The sequence below is a fragment of the Saccharopolyspora mangrovi genome (assembly GCF_035320975.1).
GTDB lineage: Bacteria > Actinomycetota > Actinomycetes > Mycobacteriales > Pseudonocardiaceae > Saccharopolyspora > Saccharopolyspora mangrovi.
This window is the reverse complement of the sequence record NZ_JAWLNX010000008.1, coordinates 174,197-192,637: the sequence shown is the minus strand read 5'-3', so window position 1 is coordinate 192,637 and position 18,441 is coordinate 174,197. Positions and strand designations below refer to the sequence as shown.

Here is an 18,441-nt window from a genome sequence, read left to right as displayed (position 1 = left end):
GGTGGCACAACGGATTGCGGTGATCGGTTCGGGTGGCATCGGCGGAGTGATCGCCGAAGCGGCGCACGCCGCGGGCCACGAGGTGACGATGTGCGTGCGCACGCCGTTCGGGCGGCTGGTGCTGGACACGCCCGAGGGGACGTCCGAGGTCCCGGTGTCGGTGGCCACCGAACCCGGTGCCGTCGGCGAGTTCGACTGGATCGTGCTGACCACCAAGGTCCACGACGTGCCGAGCACGGCTCCCTGGCTGCACAAGCTCGACGACGGCCGCACGCCGCTCGTGGTGGTGCAGAACGGGGTGGAGCACCGCGAGTCGATCGCCGAGCTGCGGTTGCAGGCCCCCGTGCTGCCGGCGCTGATCTACGTCGGCGCCGAGCGGACCAGCCCGGGCCAGGTCGTGCGTCGCTCCCCGGCCACCATGCAGGTCGCGGGCGGTGAGCTCGGCTCCCGCTTCGTGTCGCTGCTGGAGGGCTCGGCGGTGAAGCTGCGCGCGACCGACGACTTCCACACCGCGGCCTGGCGCAAGATGCTCACCAACGTGGCCCCGAACCCGATCACGGCGCTGACCCTGCGCCGCCTGGACGTCCTCGCCGACGCCGAGGTCCAGCAGCTGTGCGAGGGGATCCTCGCCGAGGCGATCGCCGTCGCGCAGGCCGAGGGGGCGTCGCTCACGGAGCAGGACGCGGACAAGGTCCTCTCCGACTACACGGCGCGGATGCCCCCGACCAACGGCACGTCGATGCTCTACGACCGGATCGCCGGGCTCCCGCTGGAGCACGAGCACATCACGGGAACCCTCGTCCGCGCGGCCGACCGGCACGGCATCCCGGTCCCGCTCAACCGCACGCTGCTCACCCTGCTGCGCGCCATCGAGCCCGCGCCCATCCCGGGCGCCTAGTTGGCCGGCGGGTCGCCGGATTCCGGTGTCTGCCGGGTGGTGGCGACGGAGCCGACCGAGGCGATGACGACGCAGCAGATGGCCAGCCACTGCCAGCCGGTGAGGAGTTCGCCGAGGACGACCAGGCCCGCGAGGGCGGCGACGGTGGGTTCGGTGCTCATGAGGATGCCGAAGACGCGCGGCGGCATGCGGCGCAGCGCCTCGAGTTCGAGCGTGTAGGGCACCACCGAGGACATCAGCGCCACCAGCAGGCCGATGACCAGCACAGCCGGGTCCAGCAGCGCGGGACCGGAGTCGACGGCGCCGATCGGGATCGCGACGAGCGCGCCGAAGGCCATCGCCAGCGCCAGGCCGGAGGTCCCGGTGGTGCGGCTGCCGAGCTTGGCGCCCAGCAGGATGTACCCGGCCCAGCAGGCGCCCGCCGCCAGCGCGAACACGACGCCGACCCAGTCGAGACCGCCTTCGACGCGGGACAGCAGGAACACCCCGGTTCCGGCCAGCAGCGCCCACACGACGTCGAGCTTGCGGTGCGATCCGAACAGCGCCACGGTCAGCGGGCCGAGGAACTCGATGGTCACCGCCGCACCCAGCGGGATCCGCTCGAACGACTGGTAGATGCACATGTTCATGCCGGCCAGCACGAGGCCGTAGCCGGCGACGACGCGAAGCGTGGGCCAGTCCATCCGCAGCGCCGGGCGGAACACGGCCAGCAGGATCAGGGCGGCGAACACCAGCCGCAGCGTCACCACCCCGGAAGCTCCGGCAACGCTGAACAGCTGCTTGGCGAACGCGGCCCCCACCTGGACGCTGATCACGCCGACCAGCACCAGCATCGGCGGCGGCACAGCCCCCAGCGCAGCAGCCGAAACCCGGCTAGCGCTGAACCGACGTTCCTCCCCCGGCCCCCAGGCGACCTGCACGAACGCTCCTTAACGCCTCAACGAACCCAACCCCGAGCACGCTATCCCACGGAACAATCCGCAAAAAACAACACCGCCAGGCAAGCGACCGGAGGTGCTTTCTCACCGCCCCACCCGAGGCGCTGGCACCGCCGCGGGGTGCTGAGCGGCTCTGCCCCGTGTACTGGCTGGCAAGAGGACCGCAGCGCAGTTGGCACTCCCCCAGCCCACAACACGGCGGAACGTCCCCTCACCGGCGTCACACCTCGATCATGGGAAGCTAAGAACGAAGTTCGTCGACTAGGAGTTCTCGTGCCGCGCACCATCAACCGGGCCGGAGCCGTGCTGCTGCCGTTGCTCCTGCTGGTGGCCGCCGGTTGTTCGGTCGGGCCTTCGCAGCGGCCCGCGGTCGCCTACCACGACAGCGAGCAGCAGGTGGCGCCCGCGCCGCAGCCTCCGAAGCCGCAGCCCGTGCCGCCGCTCGGCGCCGCGCCGACGGACTCGCTGAACTGGCAGGACTGCACCGAGCAGACCCGCGCCGAGCTGGGGTCGCTGCCGCCCGGGATGACGTTCTCCTGCTCGCGCCTGCTGTCGACGCTCGACGCCCCGGAGGCGCCGGAGCGCGGCACCGCCCGGAACTCGCTGATCCGCACCGGTTCGGGCCGGGTGCCGCTGGTCGTGGTCGGCGACGTCGGCGGCGAGCCGGGAACCACCTTCGCGGCGCGGCTGGCGACCCAGCTGCCGCCGGAGATCCGGAACACCTTCGACATCGTCGGCATGGACCGGCGCGGCACCGGCGAGTCGGAACCGGCCGACTGCGTGCCGCCGCAGCAGCGCGAGCAGATCCTCGGTTTCGATCCGCGCGCCACGCAGCGCGCGGACGTGGACCGGCTGCTGGACTCGGTGCTGTCGGCCAGCCAGGAGTGCCTGCTCAAGCTGGACGAGCGGCTGCAGGCCTACGACACCTGGCGCACCGCCTCCGACCTGGAAGAACTCCGCCTGGAACTGGGCGTGCCGAGGCTGCACGCGATCGGTCGCGGTGAGGCCGGCCGGCTGTTGACCACCTACGCCGAGCGCTACCCGGGCGCGGTGGGACGGTTCGTCATCGACGGCGCTCCGGACCCGACGCGCGATTCGATGGGGCAGGCCGAGTACCAGGCGCAGGCCGCGGAGCAGACGTTCGACGTCTTCGCCGCCGACTGCGTCAGCCGCGGCTGCCCGCTGGGCCCGAACCCCCGCCAGGCGGTCGGCGACCTGGTGGAGCGCACCCGCACGGCTCCGCTGCCGGCTGCGGGCACGACCGTGCCCGCAGGACGGGTGACGCAGGCGCTCCTGCAGGGCCTGGCCGATCGCAACGGCTGGCCCGCGCTGGCCGACGCGCTGGCCGCGGGCAACCGGGGCGACGGCGCACCGCTCGCAGCGCTCACCGCACCGCTGGTGACGCCGCAGGGCGTGAACCCGCCGTGGTTCGACGGCGACCTCATCACCAGCTGCAACGACACGACGTTGCGCGTGCCGCCGCAGCGCAGCAGCGAACTCGCGCAGGACTGGGTGAACCGCTTCCCGCTGTTCGGCGGGGTCGCGGTTCAGCGCGTGGTGTGGTGCGGTTCGTGGCCGGTGCCGCAGCAGCCGCTGCCGTCACCCCGTCGTGCGGACCTGCCGCCGATCCCGGTGATCACCACCGCCAACGACCCGAAGGCGCTGGCGCTGGGCACCGATCACCTGGCCGACGAGCTCCCGACCGGGGTGGCGATGCGCTGGCAGGGCGCCGGGCACGGAGCGATCGCCCGCTCGGCGTGCGTCACCGACGCGATCAGCCGATTCCTGGTCCAAGGGGTCGTGCCCACCGAGGGCATGGCCTGCCCGGAGTGATCCCGCAACACCCCGGGCAGGCCACCGCCGCTTCAGCCGCAGCTGGAGCAGCAGCCACAGGAAGGACCGCTGCAGCTGGAGCAACAGCTGCAACCGCCCTGTCGCGGTGCTTCGGTGCCGACCATCTCCGACCTCCGATCGGTGTTGGATACCAGCACCTGTCGATGTTCCTCGCCGCTCCAGCGGGCGGAACACCGCTGCTAGAGCGAACCGATGTCGCCCAAGGAGCGGAACCCAGCAGCTGCGATCAGTGACCGCGACCGGTGGCCGGTCGATCAACCGGCGTAGTCGTACTGGTACTCGTACGAGTGCGGCTGCTGGGTCGATTGCACCACGCCGTTGCCGATGAGCGCGAGCGCGCCGAGCACGATGAACGCGATCAGCATGATCCGGCCGCCCTTGGACATCACCAGCGGCCGGGTCCCGGCGGGAACCTGAGCCGGTTCGCCCTCTTCGCGGGCGTCGCCGAACAGCCGCTTCGGGTAGGCGCCGGTGAGCAGGTAGACGTAGGCGTTGGTGCGCATCGTGTAGCGCAGCGCGGCCGTCGAGGCGTCGAAGACAGGGCGCGGGTTGCGTCCGATGACCAGGATGATCAGCCACAGGAAGAACGCCAGGACGCCGAACCCGTAGGAGACGACGGCGGCCACGATCGCCGCCGGGATCAGCAGGACGAACCGGAACAGCACGGCCCAGCGGTTGAGCCTGCCGGTCCGGATGTCGACGTCGACGGGGAACTGCGGATCGCCGACCACGAACGGCGGGTACCGGTCGACCAGCAGCCACGCGGAGGCACCGACGCGGGTGTTGTAGGCGATGTAGAGGGTGAGGAATCCGGAGATCCACTCCGGCAGCCTGCCCAGGACCAGCGCGGCGAACCACCCGATGAACGCCACCACGGCCGCCGCGATGCTCAGCGCCCACAGCACGATGAAGTGCGGGATCAGCAGCAGCACCCGCAGCAGCACGGTCCAGCGGCGCTGCCGTTGCGGCGGGGTGATCTGCAGTTCCGGCAGGAACCGGCCGTCCTCGACTCCAGCTGACTCGCTCATCGCCGCCCTCCGATGCCTCCAAAGTGGAATTTTCCAAGCCTATTTGATGAGCGGCGGCGACGAGCGATTTCGCCGCACCCCGTCGGGTGGACGTGGCGATTCCGCTGCACCCGAGTAGGCGATACGGTGTGCCGATGCAGCGCCGTGAATCGGACGAACCGGCTCGCTTCGGCGACCTCGAGGACCTCGACCACGACGATCCCGAGGTCCGCGCGTTCGCCGAGCACCGCGCGCGGATGGACCGCCCGCACTCCGAGGCGACCGTCGAGGGCATGTTGCGCGGCGTCGACGAGTTCGCCCAGAGCGCCAACCGCACCGGCGGCCACCGCAGGCTGGTGGCGGTGGCGGTCGTGGTGCTGATCCTGTTCGGCGTGCTGTTCACCGTGTGGAACGCGGTGGGCTACATGCTCGGCACGTTCTTCGGCTGATCGTGGCCCGGACCTCGATCGGGACCGGCCGCTTAGCAATCGATCTTCGATCGCATTAGCGTGGAAGCATGGATCCGGTTGCAGGCACTCCCCAGGTCACCAAGAGCGAGCAGGAGTGGCGGGAGCAGCTCACCCCGAACGAGTACGCGGTGCTGCGCCAGGCGGCCACCGAACCCGCGTGGGTGGGCGAGTACGTCGACACCAAGACCACCGGCGTCTACGAGTGCCGGGGCTGCGGCGCGGAGCTGTTCCGCAGCGAGACCAAGTTCGAGTCGCACTGCGGCTGGCCGTCGTTCTACGACCCGAGCGACTCCGATGCGGTGATCCTCCGCGAGGACCGCAGCATGGGCATGGTCCGCACCGAGGTCCTCTGCGCCGCCTGCCACGGCCACCTCGGACACGTCTTCGAGGGCGAGGGCTACGCCACCCCCACCGACCAGCGCTACTGCATCAACTCGATCGCGGTCCGCCTCGTCGATTGTTGTCGCGGCCGGTTGGGGGCCGGGTGCGCCGGGGAGCCCGGGGCCGCTCGGCTCTCGTGGCTACGGAAGCCGGGTGACCAGGTCGGTGACGTCGACCCGGTGGCCGGTGTAGAAGGGGATCTCCTCGCGGACGTGGAGGCGGGCCTCGGTGCCGCGCAGGTGGCGCATCAGGTCGACGATCCGGTGCAGCTCGTCGGCCTCGAAGGCCAGCACCCACTCGTAGTCGCCCAGCGCGAAGGACGCGACGGTGTTGGCGCGCACGTCCGGGTAGTCGCGGGCTTCCTTGCCGTGGTCGGCGAGCATCTTGCGGCGCTCGTCGTCGGGCAGCAGGTACCACTCGTAGGACCGCACGAAGGGGTACACGCAGATGTACTTCTTCGGGTCCTCGCCGGCCAGGAACGCCGGGATGTGGCTCTTGTTGAACTCCGCCGGGCGGTGCAGCGCCACGTTGCTCCAGACCGGCTCGGAGGCCTGGCCGAGCGGCGTCTCGCGGCGGAAGCCGGTGTAGGCGGCCTGGACGGCTTCGACGTCCTCGGCGTGCCACCAGATCATGAAGTCCGCGTCGGCGCGCAGACCCGAGACGTCGTAGACACCGCGGACCACGACACCGGATCCGGCCAGCGACTCCAGGTACTCCTGGGTCACCTGCGCGGCCTTGGTCCGGTCCTCGGGCAGTTCGCCCTGCCTGATCCGGAAGACCGACCACATGGTGTAGCGGATGGTGTCGTTGAGCTCGTCGTAATTCAGCCGCGCCATACCTTCATCGTCCCACTTCTCGAGGTCCGGCCTGCAGCAGGTCCCGCGTGATGCTGGTCGCTGCCGCCTCGCCGGTCGCCACGCAGGCGGGAACGCCGACGCCGTGCAGCGCGGCCCCGGCGATCGCCAGCCCCGGCACGCCAGCCACCTCGCGTTCCACGTCGGCGACCAGGTCCAGGTGCCCGGGGCCGTACTGCGGAAGCCCGCCGCCCCAGCGCAGCACGGTGGAATCCACCGGCTCGGCGGTGATCCCGGTCAGCTCGGCGAGGTCCGCGCGGACCCGGCGCAGCAGTTCCTCGTCGTCCAGGCGCAGGTCCTCGGTCTCGCCGAAGCGGCCGACCGAACCGCGCACCAGCACCTCTCCCCCGGCTCCGCGCAGGTGCGCCCACTTGGTGCTGGAGTAGGTGAACGCCTTGGCGGTGAACGGGGTTCCGCCGGAGTGCCGCTCGCCGCGCGCGATCAGCGTGCCGGAGGCCGGTTTTCCGCCGTGCTCGGGCACTTCGGTGCCGGGCGGCAGCGCGAGACCGACCACGACCATCGACGCCAGCTCGACCTCGGCGAGCTTCGCGGACGCGCCGGGAACGGGATCCTGCAACAGCTTTCGGGCGGCGGGCGCGGGCACCGCGAGCACGACCGCGTCGACGTCGAGGTGCTCCGGGGCGGGCGCCGAGCCGATCTCCAGCCGCCAGCCGCTTCCGGTGCGCGCCAGCGCGCGGACCGGCAGGCCCAGCCGCACTTCGGCGTCGGCGGCGATCAGCAGCCGGTCGAGCAGCTCCCGGTAGCCGCTCTGGAAGGCACCGAAAACGGATTGCGGCGCACCGGGTTTCGGCACCGGCAGCGCCGACCTGGCCGCCGCGGTGATCCAACCCGCGCCGTCGTCGAGGGCCTTGGCCAGCGCGGGGATCGTCGCGCGCAGGCCCAGCCGGTTGGCGTCCCCCGCGTAGACACCGCCGAGCAGCGGCTCCACCAGGCGGTCGACGACCTCGTCGCCGACGCGGGCGCGCAGCAGGTCCCCGACGGAGATGTCGGCGCCGCCCAGCTCGATCGGCGGCATGTCGGTTTCGGCGCGCACGGCGTCGATTCCGGCCTCGGAGAGCACTCCGGCGACCGAGTCGGCTTCGGCGGGAACGCCCATCACGGTGCCGCCGGGCAGCCGCTGGGTCCGCCCGCCGGCCCGCACGGTCGCGGCCGCACCGGCCGGGTGCACGACTTCGGTCCGAACGCCGAGCTCCTCGGCCAGGTCCAGCACCTCGGGTCGCCGCGCCAGGAACGCTTCGGCGCCGAGGTCGTAGGGGCGGCCCGCCAGCTCGACGGTGCGCAGCTTGCCGCCCAGCCGGGAGGTCTGCTCCACCAGCACGATCTCGGCGTCGGCGCCCAGCTCGCGGCGGAGCCGGTGCGCGGCGGTCAGCCCGGCGACACCGCCGCCGACGACCGCGACACGCGGGGCCATCAGCTCTGCGCGGTCGTGGTGTGCACCAGCTCGACGACCCGGGTCAGGATCTCCGGATCGGTGGTCGGCAGCACCCCGTGACCGAGGTTGAAGATGTGCCCGCCGGCTTCGCGGCCCTCCTCGAGGATGCGGAGCACCTCACGCTCGACGGCGTCCCAGCCGGCGAACAGCACGGCCGGGTCGAGGTTGCCCTGCACGACCGGCTTGGCCGCGCCCGGTTCGGCGGCGCCCAGGCGGGCGACGGCGGTGTCCAGCGGCACCCGCCAATCCACGCCGACCACGTCCGGTCCGGCGTTGCGCATCGCACCGAGCAGCTCACCGGTGCCGACCCCGAAGTGGATCTTGGGGATGTCGGAGAACTCGGCGACGCCCTCGAAGATGCGGCGGCTGTGCGGCAGCACGAACTCGCGGTAGTCGCGCAGCGACAGCGCACCGGCCCACGAGTCGAACAGCTGGATCGCGTCGACCCCGGCGCCCACCTGCACGCGCAGGAACTCCAGCGTGGTGTCGGCGAGCTTCTCCAGCAGCGAGTGCCAGGTCTGCGGGTCGGAGTGCATGAGCGCCTTGGTGCGCTCGTGGTTGCGGCTGGGGCCGCCCTCGACGAGGTAGGAGGCCAGCGTGAAGGGCGCGCCCGCGAATCCGATCAGCGGCGTCTGGCCGAGCTCCTGGACCAGCAGGCCCACCGCGTCGGCGACCGGCTTGACCTGCTCGGCCTCCAGCGCGGGCAGCGCGGCGACGTCGGCCGGACCGCTGATCGGGTTGGTCACCACCGGGCCGGTCCCGGCCACGATGTCGAGCCCGATGCCCGCGGCGTAGAGCGGCAGCACGATGTCGCTGAACAGGATCGCGGCGTCGACGCCGTGCCTGCGGACCGGCTGCATGGTGATCTCGCTGACCAGCTCCGGCGTCAGGCAGGCCTGCAGCATCGGGATGCCTTCGCGGACCTGGCGGTACTCGGGCAGCGATCGCCCGGCCTGCCGCATGAACCAGACCGGCGTGTGCCGGGGCTTTCCGCCGCGAGCGGCCACGAGCAGAGGGGCGTCGGCGAGGTCCCGGCGAGTGGAGACCGGTGCGGAGTTCGTCATCGAAGGTCGGTGTCCGTACGTCGAATCGTCGGATCCCGGTGCGGTCTGCGGGCGGCCTTGGAGCGGATCTGCCACGACGGACGGCCGGGCTTGCGCCGACAATCTTCGCACGACGCCCGCACTCCCACGTGAAGCGGCCGCCCTTCCCGGCGTGCCTCCACCCACGCTCCGGGCCCGGCGCCTAGAGTCGTCGGCGTGACGGAGATGTCGGCGGCGCCCGAAGTTTTCCGGCAGGCGGTTGCCGCGTTGACGTCGCCTCAGCCGCGTGCGGAGATCGAGCTCAGCGAGGTCGGTCCACCCAAGCGCCTGGCCCCCTGGGCCCACGCGCTGGCCGCGGAGGCGAACGGACCGGCCGGGGAGCTGGCCACCGCGCGTTTCGTGCTACTGCACGACCCGGAAGGCCAGGAGGCCTGGGACGGCGTGCTGCGACTGGTGGTCTACCTGCGGGCCGAGCTCGATCCCGAGGTCGCCGACGATCCGCTGCTGCCCGCGGTCGGCTGGTCGTGGCTGACCGACGCGCTGGAGAACGCGGGAGCTTGCTTCACCGCCCTGGGCGGCACGGTCACCCTCACCTCGTCGGCGAGGTTCGGCGACATCGCGGGGCCGTCGCGGAGCCACGATCTGGAGCTGCGCGGGTCCTGGACCCCCACACCCTCGGTGTTCGGCGCCGAAGAAGCCGATCTGCGGCCGCACGCGGACGCGTTCCACGAACTCATGGCCAGCGCTGCCGGGCTTCCGCCGGAAGGCGTTGCGCTGCTCGGCAGGCGCCCGAACGGCGCAGTGCGACAGGACTGATCGGGGTCGCCCGATCATCGGCTGCGACGGGTCGCCGCAGCGCGTAGCGTTCGGACCGCTCCCGCCTCGCACACCCCTCGAATGCGACACGCCGAAGCGCGACACGCCGATGTCCGATTTTCATTCGCGAAGTTCGTTCAGCTTCGTCGAGGTGCTTGTTCGTGCAAGATTTTCACCATGCGCATTCGAAATATGTCGCTTGGCCACGCTCCGCCGTTACGGCAGTAGCTCTGAGTCACCCGAAAGTGCGACAAAAGTATGGTGTCGTCACAACTCGATCGGGATAGATACCCGATTGATCGTCCCGCTGACCCGCTTGGGCGGTTACGCTCACCCCGACGACACCACTTTCGGTCGATCAGTGGCGCGGCTGATTGGTCGAGAGTCCCGGTGCCGGTCGGGGGGCACGACCGACTCCAGGGAGGTAGTGACGTGGCTGCCGTCGGCTTAGGTCAGGCCGCTCGAACCACGCCTGCCGGCGCTTTGCCGGCCAACATGGTCCCGCACCCGCGGGAAGAGCTGTTCACGGTGCTCGTGGTGGATGACCATCCGCTGCTCCGAGAGGCGATCGCCGCTCGGCTGCTGCAGATGGGCGCCGGCACGGTGCACGAGGCCGCATCGATGGCCGAAGCCAGGGCTCGCGCTCTGGCGACCGGTCCTTGCGACCTCGCAATCCTCGATCTCGGGCTCCCAGACGGGACCGGCATCGAACTGGTCACCGAACTCCGGAGCCAGGGCTGGCCGCGGATCGTGGTGCTCGCTTCGTCCGATGACCCCTACGCGGTCCGAGCCGCCTTCCAAGCAGGTGCCCAGGCGTACCTGCTGAAGTCGGCCTCACCGATGGTGGTCACCGACGGCGTGCGCCGCGTGCTCGACGGCGGTGTGTACGCCGATCCCAGCGTGGCTCCGGTGCTCGCCGCCGGAACCCGCGTGCCGGGAACCGACAACACACCTCGCGAGCTGTCCGGGCGTGAGGTCGAAGTTCTCCAGTTGGTGGCCGATGGCCGCTCCAACAAGGAGATCGGCGAGGCCCTGAACCTGTCCGCGCTCACGGTGAAGTCTCACCTGTCGCGGATCGGGCGCAAGCTGGGCACCGGCGACCGGGCGCAGATGGTCGCACTGGCCATGCGCGCCGGCGTCATCCGGTGACGGATCGCTGACGAACACCAGCACCGGCGCGGCCGGACCCGACGACGTCGGGCGTACCAGCCACACGACACGGGCCAAAGCACGTAAGGTCTGTTAGCCGTGGAAGCTGCAAGCCCCGAGACCGTCGGATCCGGCCGCCCGGAGCCGGTGTTGCTGACCGAACCCGTCGACGGCGTGCCGCCGGTGGTGAACACCCCGGCCGCGCTGGACGCGGCCGCGAAAGCGCTGGCCGCGGGAACCGGGCCGGTCGCGGTGGACACCGAGCGCGCCTCGGGTTACCGCTACTCGCAGCGCGCCTACCTGGTGCAGCTGCGTCGCGAAGGATCGGGCACCGTGCTGGTGGACCCGATCGCCCTCAAGGGGGCGCTGGACCCCCTGATCCCGGCGCTGGCCGACACCGAATGGGTGCTGCACGCCGCATCGCAGGACCTCCCGTGCCTGGCCGAGCTCGACCTGCACCCCTCGAAGCTGTTCGACACCGAACTGGCCGGCAGGCTGGCCGGGTTCGACCGGGTCTCGCTGGGCGCCCTGGTGGAACGCATGCTCGGCTACCGGCTGGAGAAGGGCCACAGCGCCGCCGACTGGTCAAGACGGCCGCTGCCCGAGGACTGGCTGGTCTACGCGGCGCTCGACGTGGAACTGCTGGTCGCGCTGCGCGACGAGATGCACGAGGAGCTCGAGCGCCAGGGCAAGCTGGACTGGGCGTTCGAGGAGTTCGAGGCCGTCCGCACGGCCGAGCCCGCTCCCCCGCGCGCCGAGCCGTGGCGCCGGACCTCGGGGATCCACAAGGTGCGCAGCCCGCGCCAGCTCGCCGCGGTGCGGGCGCTGTGGCAGACGCGGGACGAATTCGCCCGCGAGCGCGACATCGCGCCGGGCAGGGTGCTGCCGGACTCCTCGATCGTGCTGGCCGCGCAGTCCAATCCGAAGTCCGAGGGCGATCTGGTGGCGATGCCGGTCTTCGGCGGGCGCCAGCAGCGCCGCCGCGCCTCGATGTGGTTGCAGGCGCTGCGCTCGGCGCGTCGGCTCAGCAACGACGAGCTCCCGGCCGCTTCGACGCCGAACGAGGGGCCGCCGCCGACCAACCGCTGGGCCGATCGCGACCCCGCCGCCGCGGCCCGGCTGACCGCGGCCCGCGCGGCGTTGAACGAGATCGCCGAGGAGCACGCGCTGCCAGTGGAGAACCTGCTGCTGCCCGACCTGGTCCGGCGCACCTGCTGGACCCCGCCGGAGGACCTCGGCGTCCCGGCGGTCACCGAGCTGCTGCGCTCCAAGGGCGCCCGCGAGTGGCAGATCGACCTCACCGCGGAAACCCTCTCCAAGGCCTTGCAGGCGACTCCGGACGAGGAGTCCTGAGCAGCGGGCAGTCCTTGCCCGAACCGTCCGGGCGAATGCGACATCGATCGTGGACGGTTCGGGCAGGAACTGCCCGCTGCCTCGTCGAGCGCGAGGCCATCTCCTCGGGAAAGATCGGCCGCGCTGGGTTCGGGCTGGTCAGCATGTGAGACAACCGACAGTGGCAGGCACGTGGTTACCGGTGGGTAATAAGCGCTAGAGTGCGGTTACCGGTCGGTAAGGCGCCGCTGCTCGCGGACCCCGGCCGAGCACCATCCACCAAGCCAGTGAGGAGCACGCCGTGGCCGCACCTGCGTCGGCACCCGCCGACAGCCGCAGCCGCCAAGCGGTTCGGGACGTGGTCTTCGTCGACGGCGTACGCACGCCGTTCGGCAAGGCCGGCTCGAAGGGGCAGTACGCCCAGACGCGAGCGGATGACATGGTCGTCAAGGTCATCCGGGAACTGCTGCGCCGCCACCCGGAACTTCCGGCGGAGCGCATCGACGAGGTCGCCATCGCCGCGACGACCCAGATCGGTGACCAAGGCCTGACCATCGGCCGCACCGCGGCGCTGCTGGCCGGACTGCCGAAGTCCGTGCCCGGCTTCGCCATCGACCGCATGTGCGCCGGCGCCATGACCGCGGTGACCACCGTGTCCAGCGGCATCGCCTTCGGCGCCTACGACGTCGTCATCGCCGGCGGCGTCGAGCACATGGGCAACCACCCGATGGGCGAGGGCGCCGACCCGAACCCGCGCTTCGTGTCGGACAAGATCGTCGACCCGTCCGCGCTGGTCATGGGCTCCACCGCGGAGAACCTGCACGACCGCTACCCGTCGCTGACCAAGGAGCGCACCGACGCGTACGCGGCCCTGAGCCAGCAGCGCTACGACGAGGCGCAGCGGGCGGGCAAGATCGCCCCGGACCTGGTCCCGGTCTCCACCCACTCCGACGAGGGCTGGGGCCTGGCCACCACCGACGAGCCGCCGCGCCCGGGCACCACGGTCGAGAGCCTCTCCGGCCTCAAGACCCCGTTCCGCCCGCACGGCCGGGTCACCCCGGGCAACGCCGCCGGCCTCAACGACGGCGCCACCGGTGCCCTCCTGGCCGACGCCGAGACCGCCGAGGAGCTGGGCCTGCCGGTCGGCATGCGACTGGTCGGTTACGCCTTCGCCGGTGTCGAGCCCGAGGTCATGGGCGTCGGGCCGGTCCCGGCCACCGAGAAGGCCCTCAAGCGCGCCGGGCTGACCATCGACGACATCGGCCTGTTCGAGATCAACGAGGCCTTCGCCGTGCAGGTGCTGGCCTTCCTGGAGCACTTCGGCATCGCCGACGACGACCCGCGGGTCAACCCGTGGGGCGGCGCGATCGCCTGCGGTCACCCGCTGGCCTCCTCCGGCGTGCGGCTGATGACGCAGCTGTCGCGCCACTTCGAAGAGCACCCCGAGGTCCGCTACGGCATCACCACCATGTGCATCGGCATCGGCATGGGCGGAACGGTCATCTGGGAGAACCCGAACTACAACGCAGGAGGCGAGCAGTGACTGACTTCGCGGCGCTGTTCCCCGACGAGGTCGTGACCAAGGCGTTCACCCGCCTCGTCGACGTTCCCGGTCTGACCGGCAAGCTCGCGCTGATCACCATCGACAACGGCCACGACCACACCCGGCCGTCCACCTTCGGCCCGGGCGGTCTGACCAGCCTGAACGCCGCGCTGGACGAGGCGTTCGCCGCCGAGCCGGCCGCGATCGCGGTCACCGGCAAGCCGTTCGTGTTCGCCGTGGGCGCGGACCTCTCCGGCGTCGGCCAGGTGTCGCAGCGCGAGCACGCGCACGCCATCGCGCAGAACGGCCACGACGTGTTCCGCCGGCTCACCGAGTCGAAGATCCCGACGTTCGCCTTCGTCAACGGCGCCGCCCTCGGCGGTGGCCTGGAGCTGGCGCTGTCCTGCCACTACCGGACCGTGGCCTCCAACGCGGGCGCCATCGCGTTCCCGGAGTGCTACCTGGGACTGTTCCCGGGCTGGGGCGGCACGCAGCTGCTGCCGAACCTGATCGGCCCGGACGCGGCCGTGACGGTGATCATCGAGAACGCGCTGAGCCAGAACAAGATGCTCAACCCGAAGAAGGGCCTGCAGCTGGGCATCTTCGACGAGCTGCTGGAAGGCGCCGACTTCCTCGAGGAGTCGCTGCGCTGGCTGGTCCGCGTGGTCAACGGTGAGAAGACCGTCGAGCGCCCGGAGATCGACCGCGGCAAGGGCTGGGACGACGCCGTCGCCCGCGCCGAGCAGATCGTCGAGTCCAAGACCCACGGCGCGTCGCCCGCGGTGACCAAGACGGTCGAGCTGATCGAGCTGGCCCGCAACAACGACATCGACGCCGGCTACGCCGCCGAGACCGAGGCGCTGACCGACGCGCTGATGTCCGACGAGCTGCGCGCCGGGCTGTACTCGTTCGACCTGGCCCAGAAGCGCGCCAAGAAGCCGGCCGGTGCACCGGACAAGGGCCTGGCCCGCCCGGTGAACAAGGTCGGCGTGGTCGGTGCCGGCCTGATGGCCGGTCAGCTGGCGCTGCTGTTCGTGCGCCGCCTGCAGGTGCCGGTGGTCATCACCGACATCGACCAGGAGCGCATCGACAAGGGCGTGGCCTACATCCACGGCGAGATCGACAAGCTCGCGGGCAAGGGCCGCCTGTCGCCGGACGCCACCAACCGCCTCAAGGCGCTGGTGACCGGTGAGCTGGACAAGAAGTCCTTCGCCGACGCCGACTTCGTCATCGAGGCCGTCTTCGAGGAGATGACGGTCAAGCAGAAGGTCTTCGCCGAGCTGGAGGAGCACGTCTCCCCCGAGGCGATCCTGGCGACCAACACCTCGTCGCTGTCGATCACCGAGATGGCCTCGAAGCTGAAGAACCCGGAGCGGGTCGTCGGCTTCCACTTCTTCAACCCGGTCGCGGTGCTGCCGCTGCTGGAGATCGTGCGCGGGGAGAAGACCGACGACGCCTCGCTGGCCACCGCCTTCGCGGTCGGCAAGCAGCTGAAGAAGTCGTCCGTGCTGGTCAAGGACGCCCCGGCGTTCGTGGTCAACCGGCTGCTGACCCGCTTCATGGGCGAGGTCATCGCCGCCGTGGACGAGGGCACCCCGTTCGAGGTGGCCGACAACGCGGTGCAGGAGCTGGGCCTGCCGATGAGCCCGATGGTGCTGCTGCAGCTGGTCGGCCCGGCCGTCGCCCAGCACGTCAACGGCACCATGCACGCTGCCTTCCCGGACCGCTTCGGGATCAGCGACAACCTGCAGAAGTTCGTCGACGCGGGCAAGACCGCGGTGTGGACGTTCGACGAGTCCGGCAACGTGGTCGTCGACCCCGAGGTCGTCGAGCTGTGGGAGCAGGGCGACAAGCCCTCCACCAGCGAGGAGGTCCGCGACCGCGCGCTCGACGCGCTGGCCGAGGAGATCCGGATCATGCTGGACGAGGACGTCGTCGCCGAGGCGCAGGACATCGACCTGTGCATGATCCTCGGCGCCGGCTGGCCGTTCTGGCTGGGCGGCATCACGCCGTACCTGGACCGCGCGGGCGTGTCCGAGCGGGTCAACGGCAAGCGGTTCCTCGCCCCGGGCGTGGCCTCTCTGCCCGCCTGACGCGAAACCCGAACCGGGGGCCGGAGCACACCGCTCCGGTCCCCGGTTTCGCTTCTCAGCATCCGGATGGCGCGGGGATCTGGGAGGTTTCTGCCATCATGGTCGTGACGGAGATGAGGTGATGTCCGGTGACCGCGCTTGTTCAGCACGAACTGGGGCCGTTCACGATCGCCGACTGGCACGCCCTGCCCGCTCGCGAAGACGGGTCACGGCTGGAGCTCATCGAGGGAAACTGGCTCGTGACGCCACCGCCCAGCGGCTACCACCAGTGGGCCGAGAAGCGGATCATCGCGGCGTTCGACCGCGCGATCGAGCAAGCGGGCCGTGCCGCCGAGCTCTTCGCCGTCTCCGGCGTGGGCGTGGAGATCAGCACCACCTACCGCTCCGCGCTCATCCCCGACTTCGTCGTCCTCGATCGCCCACCGGCGGGGAACACCTTCCAGGCCGCGAACGTGCTGCTCATCGGCGAGATCTGGTCCCCGGGCAACACCCACACCGAACAGCAGGAGAAGTTCCACGCGTGCGAACGCGCCGAGGTGCCGCACTTCTGGAGCGTCGCCCAGGACGTCGGGGGACCGTGCGAGCTCGCGGCGTACAGCCTGGACAACGGTCGCTACGCGCTCGCCGCGACCGCAGCCCGCGGCCGAGGAGCGGTGCACCTCGACGCCGCGCCCATTCCCCTCTCCCTCGACATCGACGCCCTGCGCCTCTGAGAGCTCACGGCGCGGCCGGGAGTTGGACCATGATCGCGAGGCCGCCCGCGGGCAGCGCGGTGGCGTGGATCTTGCCGTGGTGGGCCGTGGTGGCGGCCTGGACGATCGACAGGCCCAGACCGGTGCCGTTGCGGGCCGTGCGCTCAACGCCCGCCCGCCGGAACGGTTCGAAGAGGGCCTCCACCGACTCCGCGGGGATCTCCGGGCCGGACGAGGCCACCCGCAGCGTCGTCCACCGCGGATCGCCTCCGGTGCTGACCTCCAGCCAGCCGCCGTCGACGTTGTGCCGGACGGCGTTCTCCAGCAGGTTCCCCGCGACGCGTTCCAGCAGGGCCGGGTCGCCGACGGCGAAGGCGGGCTCGGTGCAGCGCTTCACGCGCAGCCCGCGCCTGCGCGCTTCGGGTTCGACCGCGCGCAGCGCTCGGCCCACGACGTCGGTGAGGTCGACCGGTTCCCGGACCGCCAGTTCCACGCCTTCGGTGCGGGCCAGCAGCAGCAACGCCTCCACCAGGCGTTCGGCGCGGGCGGTGGCCTCGCGGACGACGTCGGCCATCCGGCGCAGCTCGGCCTCGTCGGCGTCCGGGTCCGACAGCGTCACGTCGAGCTCGGTGCGCACCACCGACAGCGGGGTGCGCAGCTCGTGGCTGGCGTTGGCGACGAAGCGGCGCTGGGCGTCGAAGGCGGCCTGCAGCCGGTCCAGCATCGCGTCGAAGGTATCGGCGAGCCTGGCGACCTCGTCGCGCGGCCCGCTCAGGGCGATCCGCTCGTCCAGCGACTCCGCCGACAGCCGCTGCGCGGTCTCGGTGACCTCCTGCAGCGGGCGCAGCACCCGGCCGGTGACCAGCCAGGCCAGCAACGCCGCGGCGGCCACCACGGCGACGAACGCGAACCCGCCGATGACCAGCACCTGCTGACGGGCCGAATCCCGCAGCGCCTCGCCGAGCAGTTCCGAGGGCACCTCCACTCCCCCGACCCGCACCGGCGTGCCCGCGGGCAGCCGCGGGACGGCGGCGACGACGTTGCCGACCAACACCCAGCCCAGCCACAGCAGCACGGCGCTGACCAGCGCGACCAGCGAGGCCGACAGCAGCGTCAGCCGGACCCGCAACCCCGGTCCGCGCCGGGTGAGCGCGCCCACGATCAGTCCCTTGCGTGTTCGGCGGGGGCCGCCGAGGGCACCCGGTATCCGGATCCGACCACGGTTTCGATGATGCCGGGCTCGCCCAACTTCTTGCGCAAGGTCATCATCGTGACCCGCACGGTGGTGGTGAACGGGTCGGCGTTCTCGTCCCAGACCCGCTCCAGCAGCTCCTCGGAGCTGACGACCGCCCCGCCGGCCGACAGCAGCACCTCCAGCACGCCGAGCTCCTTGCGGGTCAGCTCGACCTCACCGCCGGAGCGGGTGACGGTGCGGCGGGCCGGGTCCAGCTCCAGGTCGTGGGCGGTCAGCAGCGGCGGCTGGGCGGGCGTGGCGCGGCGGCCCAGCGCGCGCACCCGGGCGATCAGCTCGGGGAACGCGAAGGGCTTGGCCAGGTAGTCGTCGGCGCCCAGGGACAACCCGGCGACGCGGTCGGCCACCGTGCCCGAGGCCGTCAGCATGATGACCCTGGTCAGCCCGCCGGAGCCGACGAGGTCCCGGCACAGCTCGTCGCCGGACATGCCGGGCAGGTCGCGGTCGAGCACGACGACGTCGTACCGGGTGATCGCGGCCTTCTCCTGACCGCTCTCGCCGTCGTAGGCGACGTCGACGGCCATGCCGTCCCTGCGCAGCCCTCTCGCGACCGCCTCGGCCAGCGGTTTCTCGTCCTCCACGACCAGGATTCGCACGAATCCACCCTGCCACAGCAGGCGCCCGCACCAGTCGAGGTCAGCGCCGGGGTGCCCGGATTTCAAGGGA

At 71.3% G+C, this 18,441-nt stretch carries 16 protein-coding genes and 1 pseudogene; 10 read left to right on the top strand and 7 right to left on the bottom strand.

Going from position 1 to position 18,441, the window contains the following annotated elements; all coding sequences use genetic code 11:
* The first annotated feature begins 1 nt into the window (after position 1).
* Positions 2-898, top strand: coding sequence for a 2-dehydropantoate 2-reductase (locus R4I43_RS14125; protein ID WP_324266066.1), 897 nt, complete (start codon positions 2-4; stop codon positions 896-898).
* Here the strand turns inward: R4I43_RS14125 and R4I43_RS14120 are convergent.
* Positions 895-1,818, bottom strand: a complete 924-nt coding sequence (locus R4I43_RS14120) for an EamA family transporter (RefSeq protein ID WP_324266065.1) — start codon at positions 1,816-1,818, stop codon at positions 895-897. The genes R4I43_RS14125 and R4I43_RS14120 overlap by 4 nt on opposite strands.
* A 291-nt stretch (positions 1,819-2,109) precedes the next feature.
* Here R4I43_RS14120 and R4I43_RS14115 point away from each other — a divergent pair, with 291 nt between their 5' ends.
* A complete protein-coding gene (locus tag R4I43_RS14115; RefSeq protein ID WP_324266064.1) occupies positions 2,110-3,669 on the top strand; it encodes an alpha/beta fold hydrolase in 1,560 nt (519 codons plus the stop codon).
* A gap of 275 nt (positions 3,670-3,944) precedes the next feature.
* Here the strand turns inward: R4I43_RS14115 and R4I43_RS14110 are convergent, their stop codons facing one another.
* The gene (locus R4I43_RS14110; protein WP_324266063.1) at positions 3,945-4,718 is read right to left on the bottom strand and encodes a DUF4389 domain-containing protein; all 774 of its coding nucleotides are present in this window, start codon (positions 4,716-4,718) and stop codon (positions 3,945-3,947) included.
* 134 nt (positions 4,719-4,852) lie between these two features.
* Here R4I43_RS14110 and R4I43_RS14105 point away from each other — a divergent pair, with 134 nt between their 5' ends.
* Together R4I43_RS14105 and msrB are read left to right on the top strand one after the other, a co-directional pair.
* Entirely contained in the window at positions 4,853-5,146 is a 294-nt protein-coding gene (locus R4I43_RS14105) for a hypothetical protein (protein ID WP_324266062.1), read from the top strand.
* A gap of 68 nt (positions 5,147-5,214) precedes the next feature.
* Positions 5,215-5,622 (top strand): annotated as a pseudogene (gene msrB, locus R4I43_RS14100) (peptide-methionine (R)-S-oxide reductase MsrB); the annotation flags it as partial.
* Between the two features lie 66 nt (positions 5,623-5,688).
* On the opposite strand, the gene hemQ reads toward msrB, so the two are convergent.
* Genes hemQ through hemE form a run of 3 tightly spaced genes read right to left on the bottom strand, consistent with a single transcriptional unit; the run spans position 5,689 to position 8,919 of the window.
* Entirely contained in the window at positions 5,689-6,384 is a 696-nt protein-coding gene (gene hemQ / locus R4I43_RS14095) for a hydrogen peroxide-dependent heme synthase (protein WP_324266061.1), read from the bottom strand.
* Positions 6,385-6,388: 4 nt separating this feature from the next.
* The gene (hemG, locus tag R4I43_RS14090; protein ID WP_324266060.1) at positions 6,389-7,834 is read right to left on the bottom strand and encodes a protoporphyrinogen oxidase; all 1,446 of its coding nucleotides are present in this window, start codon (positions 7,832-7,834) and stop codon (positions 6,389-6,391) included.
* Complete coding sequence (gene hemE, locus R4I43_RS14085; protein WP_324266059.1) at positions 7,834-8,919, bottom strand: uroporphyrinogen decarboxylase; 1,086 nt, start codon at positions 8,917-8,919, stop codon at positions 7,834-7,836. Before hemE ends, hemG begins: the two co-directional genes overlap by 1 nt.
* Before the next feature lie 195 nt (positions 8,920-9,114).
* Here hemE and R4I43_RS14080 point away from each other — a divergent pair, with 195 nt between their 5' ends.
* The 6 genes from R4I43_RS14080 to R4I43_RS14055 all read left to right on the top strand — a co-directional run bounded on the left by R4I43_RS14080 (position 9,115) and on the right by R4I43_RS14055 (position 16,544).
* The gene (locus R4I43_RS14080; protein WP_324266058.1) at positions 9,115-9,714 is read left to right on the top strand and encodes a DUF3000 domain-containing protein; all 600 of its coding nucleotides are present in this window, start codon (positions 9,115-9,117) and stop codon (positions 9,712-9,714) included.
* 432 nt (positions 9,715-10,146) lie between these two features.
* Positions 10,147-10,863, top strand: coding sequence for a response regulator (locus R4I43_RS14075; protein WP_093264979.1), 717 nt, complete (start codon positions 10,147-10,149; stop codon positions 10,861-10,863).
* A 99-nt stretch (positions 10,864-10,962) separates the two neighbouring features.
* Positions 10,963-12,216, top strand: a complete 1,254-nt coding sequence (locus R4I43_RS14070) for a ribonuclease D (protein WP_324266057.1) — start codon at positions 10,963-10,965, stop codon at positions 12,214-12,216.
* A gap of 280 nt (positions 12,217-12,496) precedes the next feature.
* Entirely contained in the window at positions 12,497-13,738 is a 1,242-nt protein-coding gene (locus R4I43_RS14065) for a thiolase family protein (RefSeq protein ID WP_324266056.1), read from the top strand.
* Positions 13,735-15,831 carry a 3-hydroxyacyl-CoA dehydrogenase NAD-binding domain-containing protein gene (locus tag R4I43_RS14060; protein ID WP_324266055.1) on the top strand — a complete coding sequence of 699 codons (2,097 nt, stop codon included), beginning with the start codon at positions 13,735-13,737 and terminating at the stop codon, positions 15,829-15,831. Before R4I43_RS14065 ends, R4I43_RS14060 begins: the two co-directional genes overlap by 4 nt.
* Positions 15,832-15,959: 128 nt before the next feature.
* Positions 15,960-16,544, top strand: coding sequence for a Uma2 family endonuclease (locus tag R4I43_RS14055; protein ID WP_324266054.1), 585 nt, complete (start codon positions 15,960-15,962; stop codon positions 16,542-16,544).
* A gap of 4 nt (positions 16,545-16,548) precedes the next feature.
* Here the strand turns inward: R4I43_RS14055 and R4I43_RS14050 are convergent, their stop codons facing one another.
* Both R4I43_RS14050 and R4I43_RS14045 read right to left on the bottom strand, forming a co-directional pair.
* Positions 16,549-17,682, bottom strand: a complete 1,134-nt coding sequence (locus tag R4I43_RS14050) for a sensor histidine kinase (RefSeq protein ID WP_324266053.1) — start codon at positions 17,680-17,682, stop codon at positions 16,549-16,551.
* A gap of 2 nt (positions 17,683-17,684) precedes the next feature.
* Positions 17,685-18,371, bottom strand: coding sequence for a response regulator transcription factor (locus tag R4I43_RS14045; protein ID WP_324266052.1), 687 nt, complete (start codon positions 18,369-18,371; stop codon positions 17,685-17,687).
* Positions 18,372-18,441 lie beyond the last annotated feature (70 nt).

Bases quoted from the DNA above. Each gene is read 5' to 3' on its own strand.
- R4I43_RS14110 (WP_324266063.1), bottom strand. From the start codon at position 4,718: ATGAGCGAGTCAGCTGGAGTCGAGGACGGCCGGTTCCTGCCGGAACTG.
- R4I43_RS14105 (WP_324266062.1), top strand. From the start codon at position 4,853: ATGCAGCGCCGTGAATCGGACGAACCGGCTCGCTTCGGCGACCTCGAG.
- hemQ (WP_324266061.1), bottom strand. From the start codon at position 6,384: ATGGCGCGGCTGAATTACGACGAGCTCAACGACACCATCCGCTACACC.
- hemG (WP_324266060.1), bottom strand. From the start codon at position 7,834: ATGGCCCCGCGTGTCGCGGTCGTCGGCGGCGGTGTCGCCGGGCTGACC.
- hemE (WP_324266059.1), bottom strand. From the start codon at position 8,919: ATGACGAACTCCGCACCGGTCTCCACTCGCCGGGACCTCGCCGACGCC.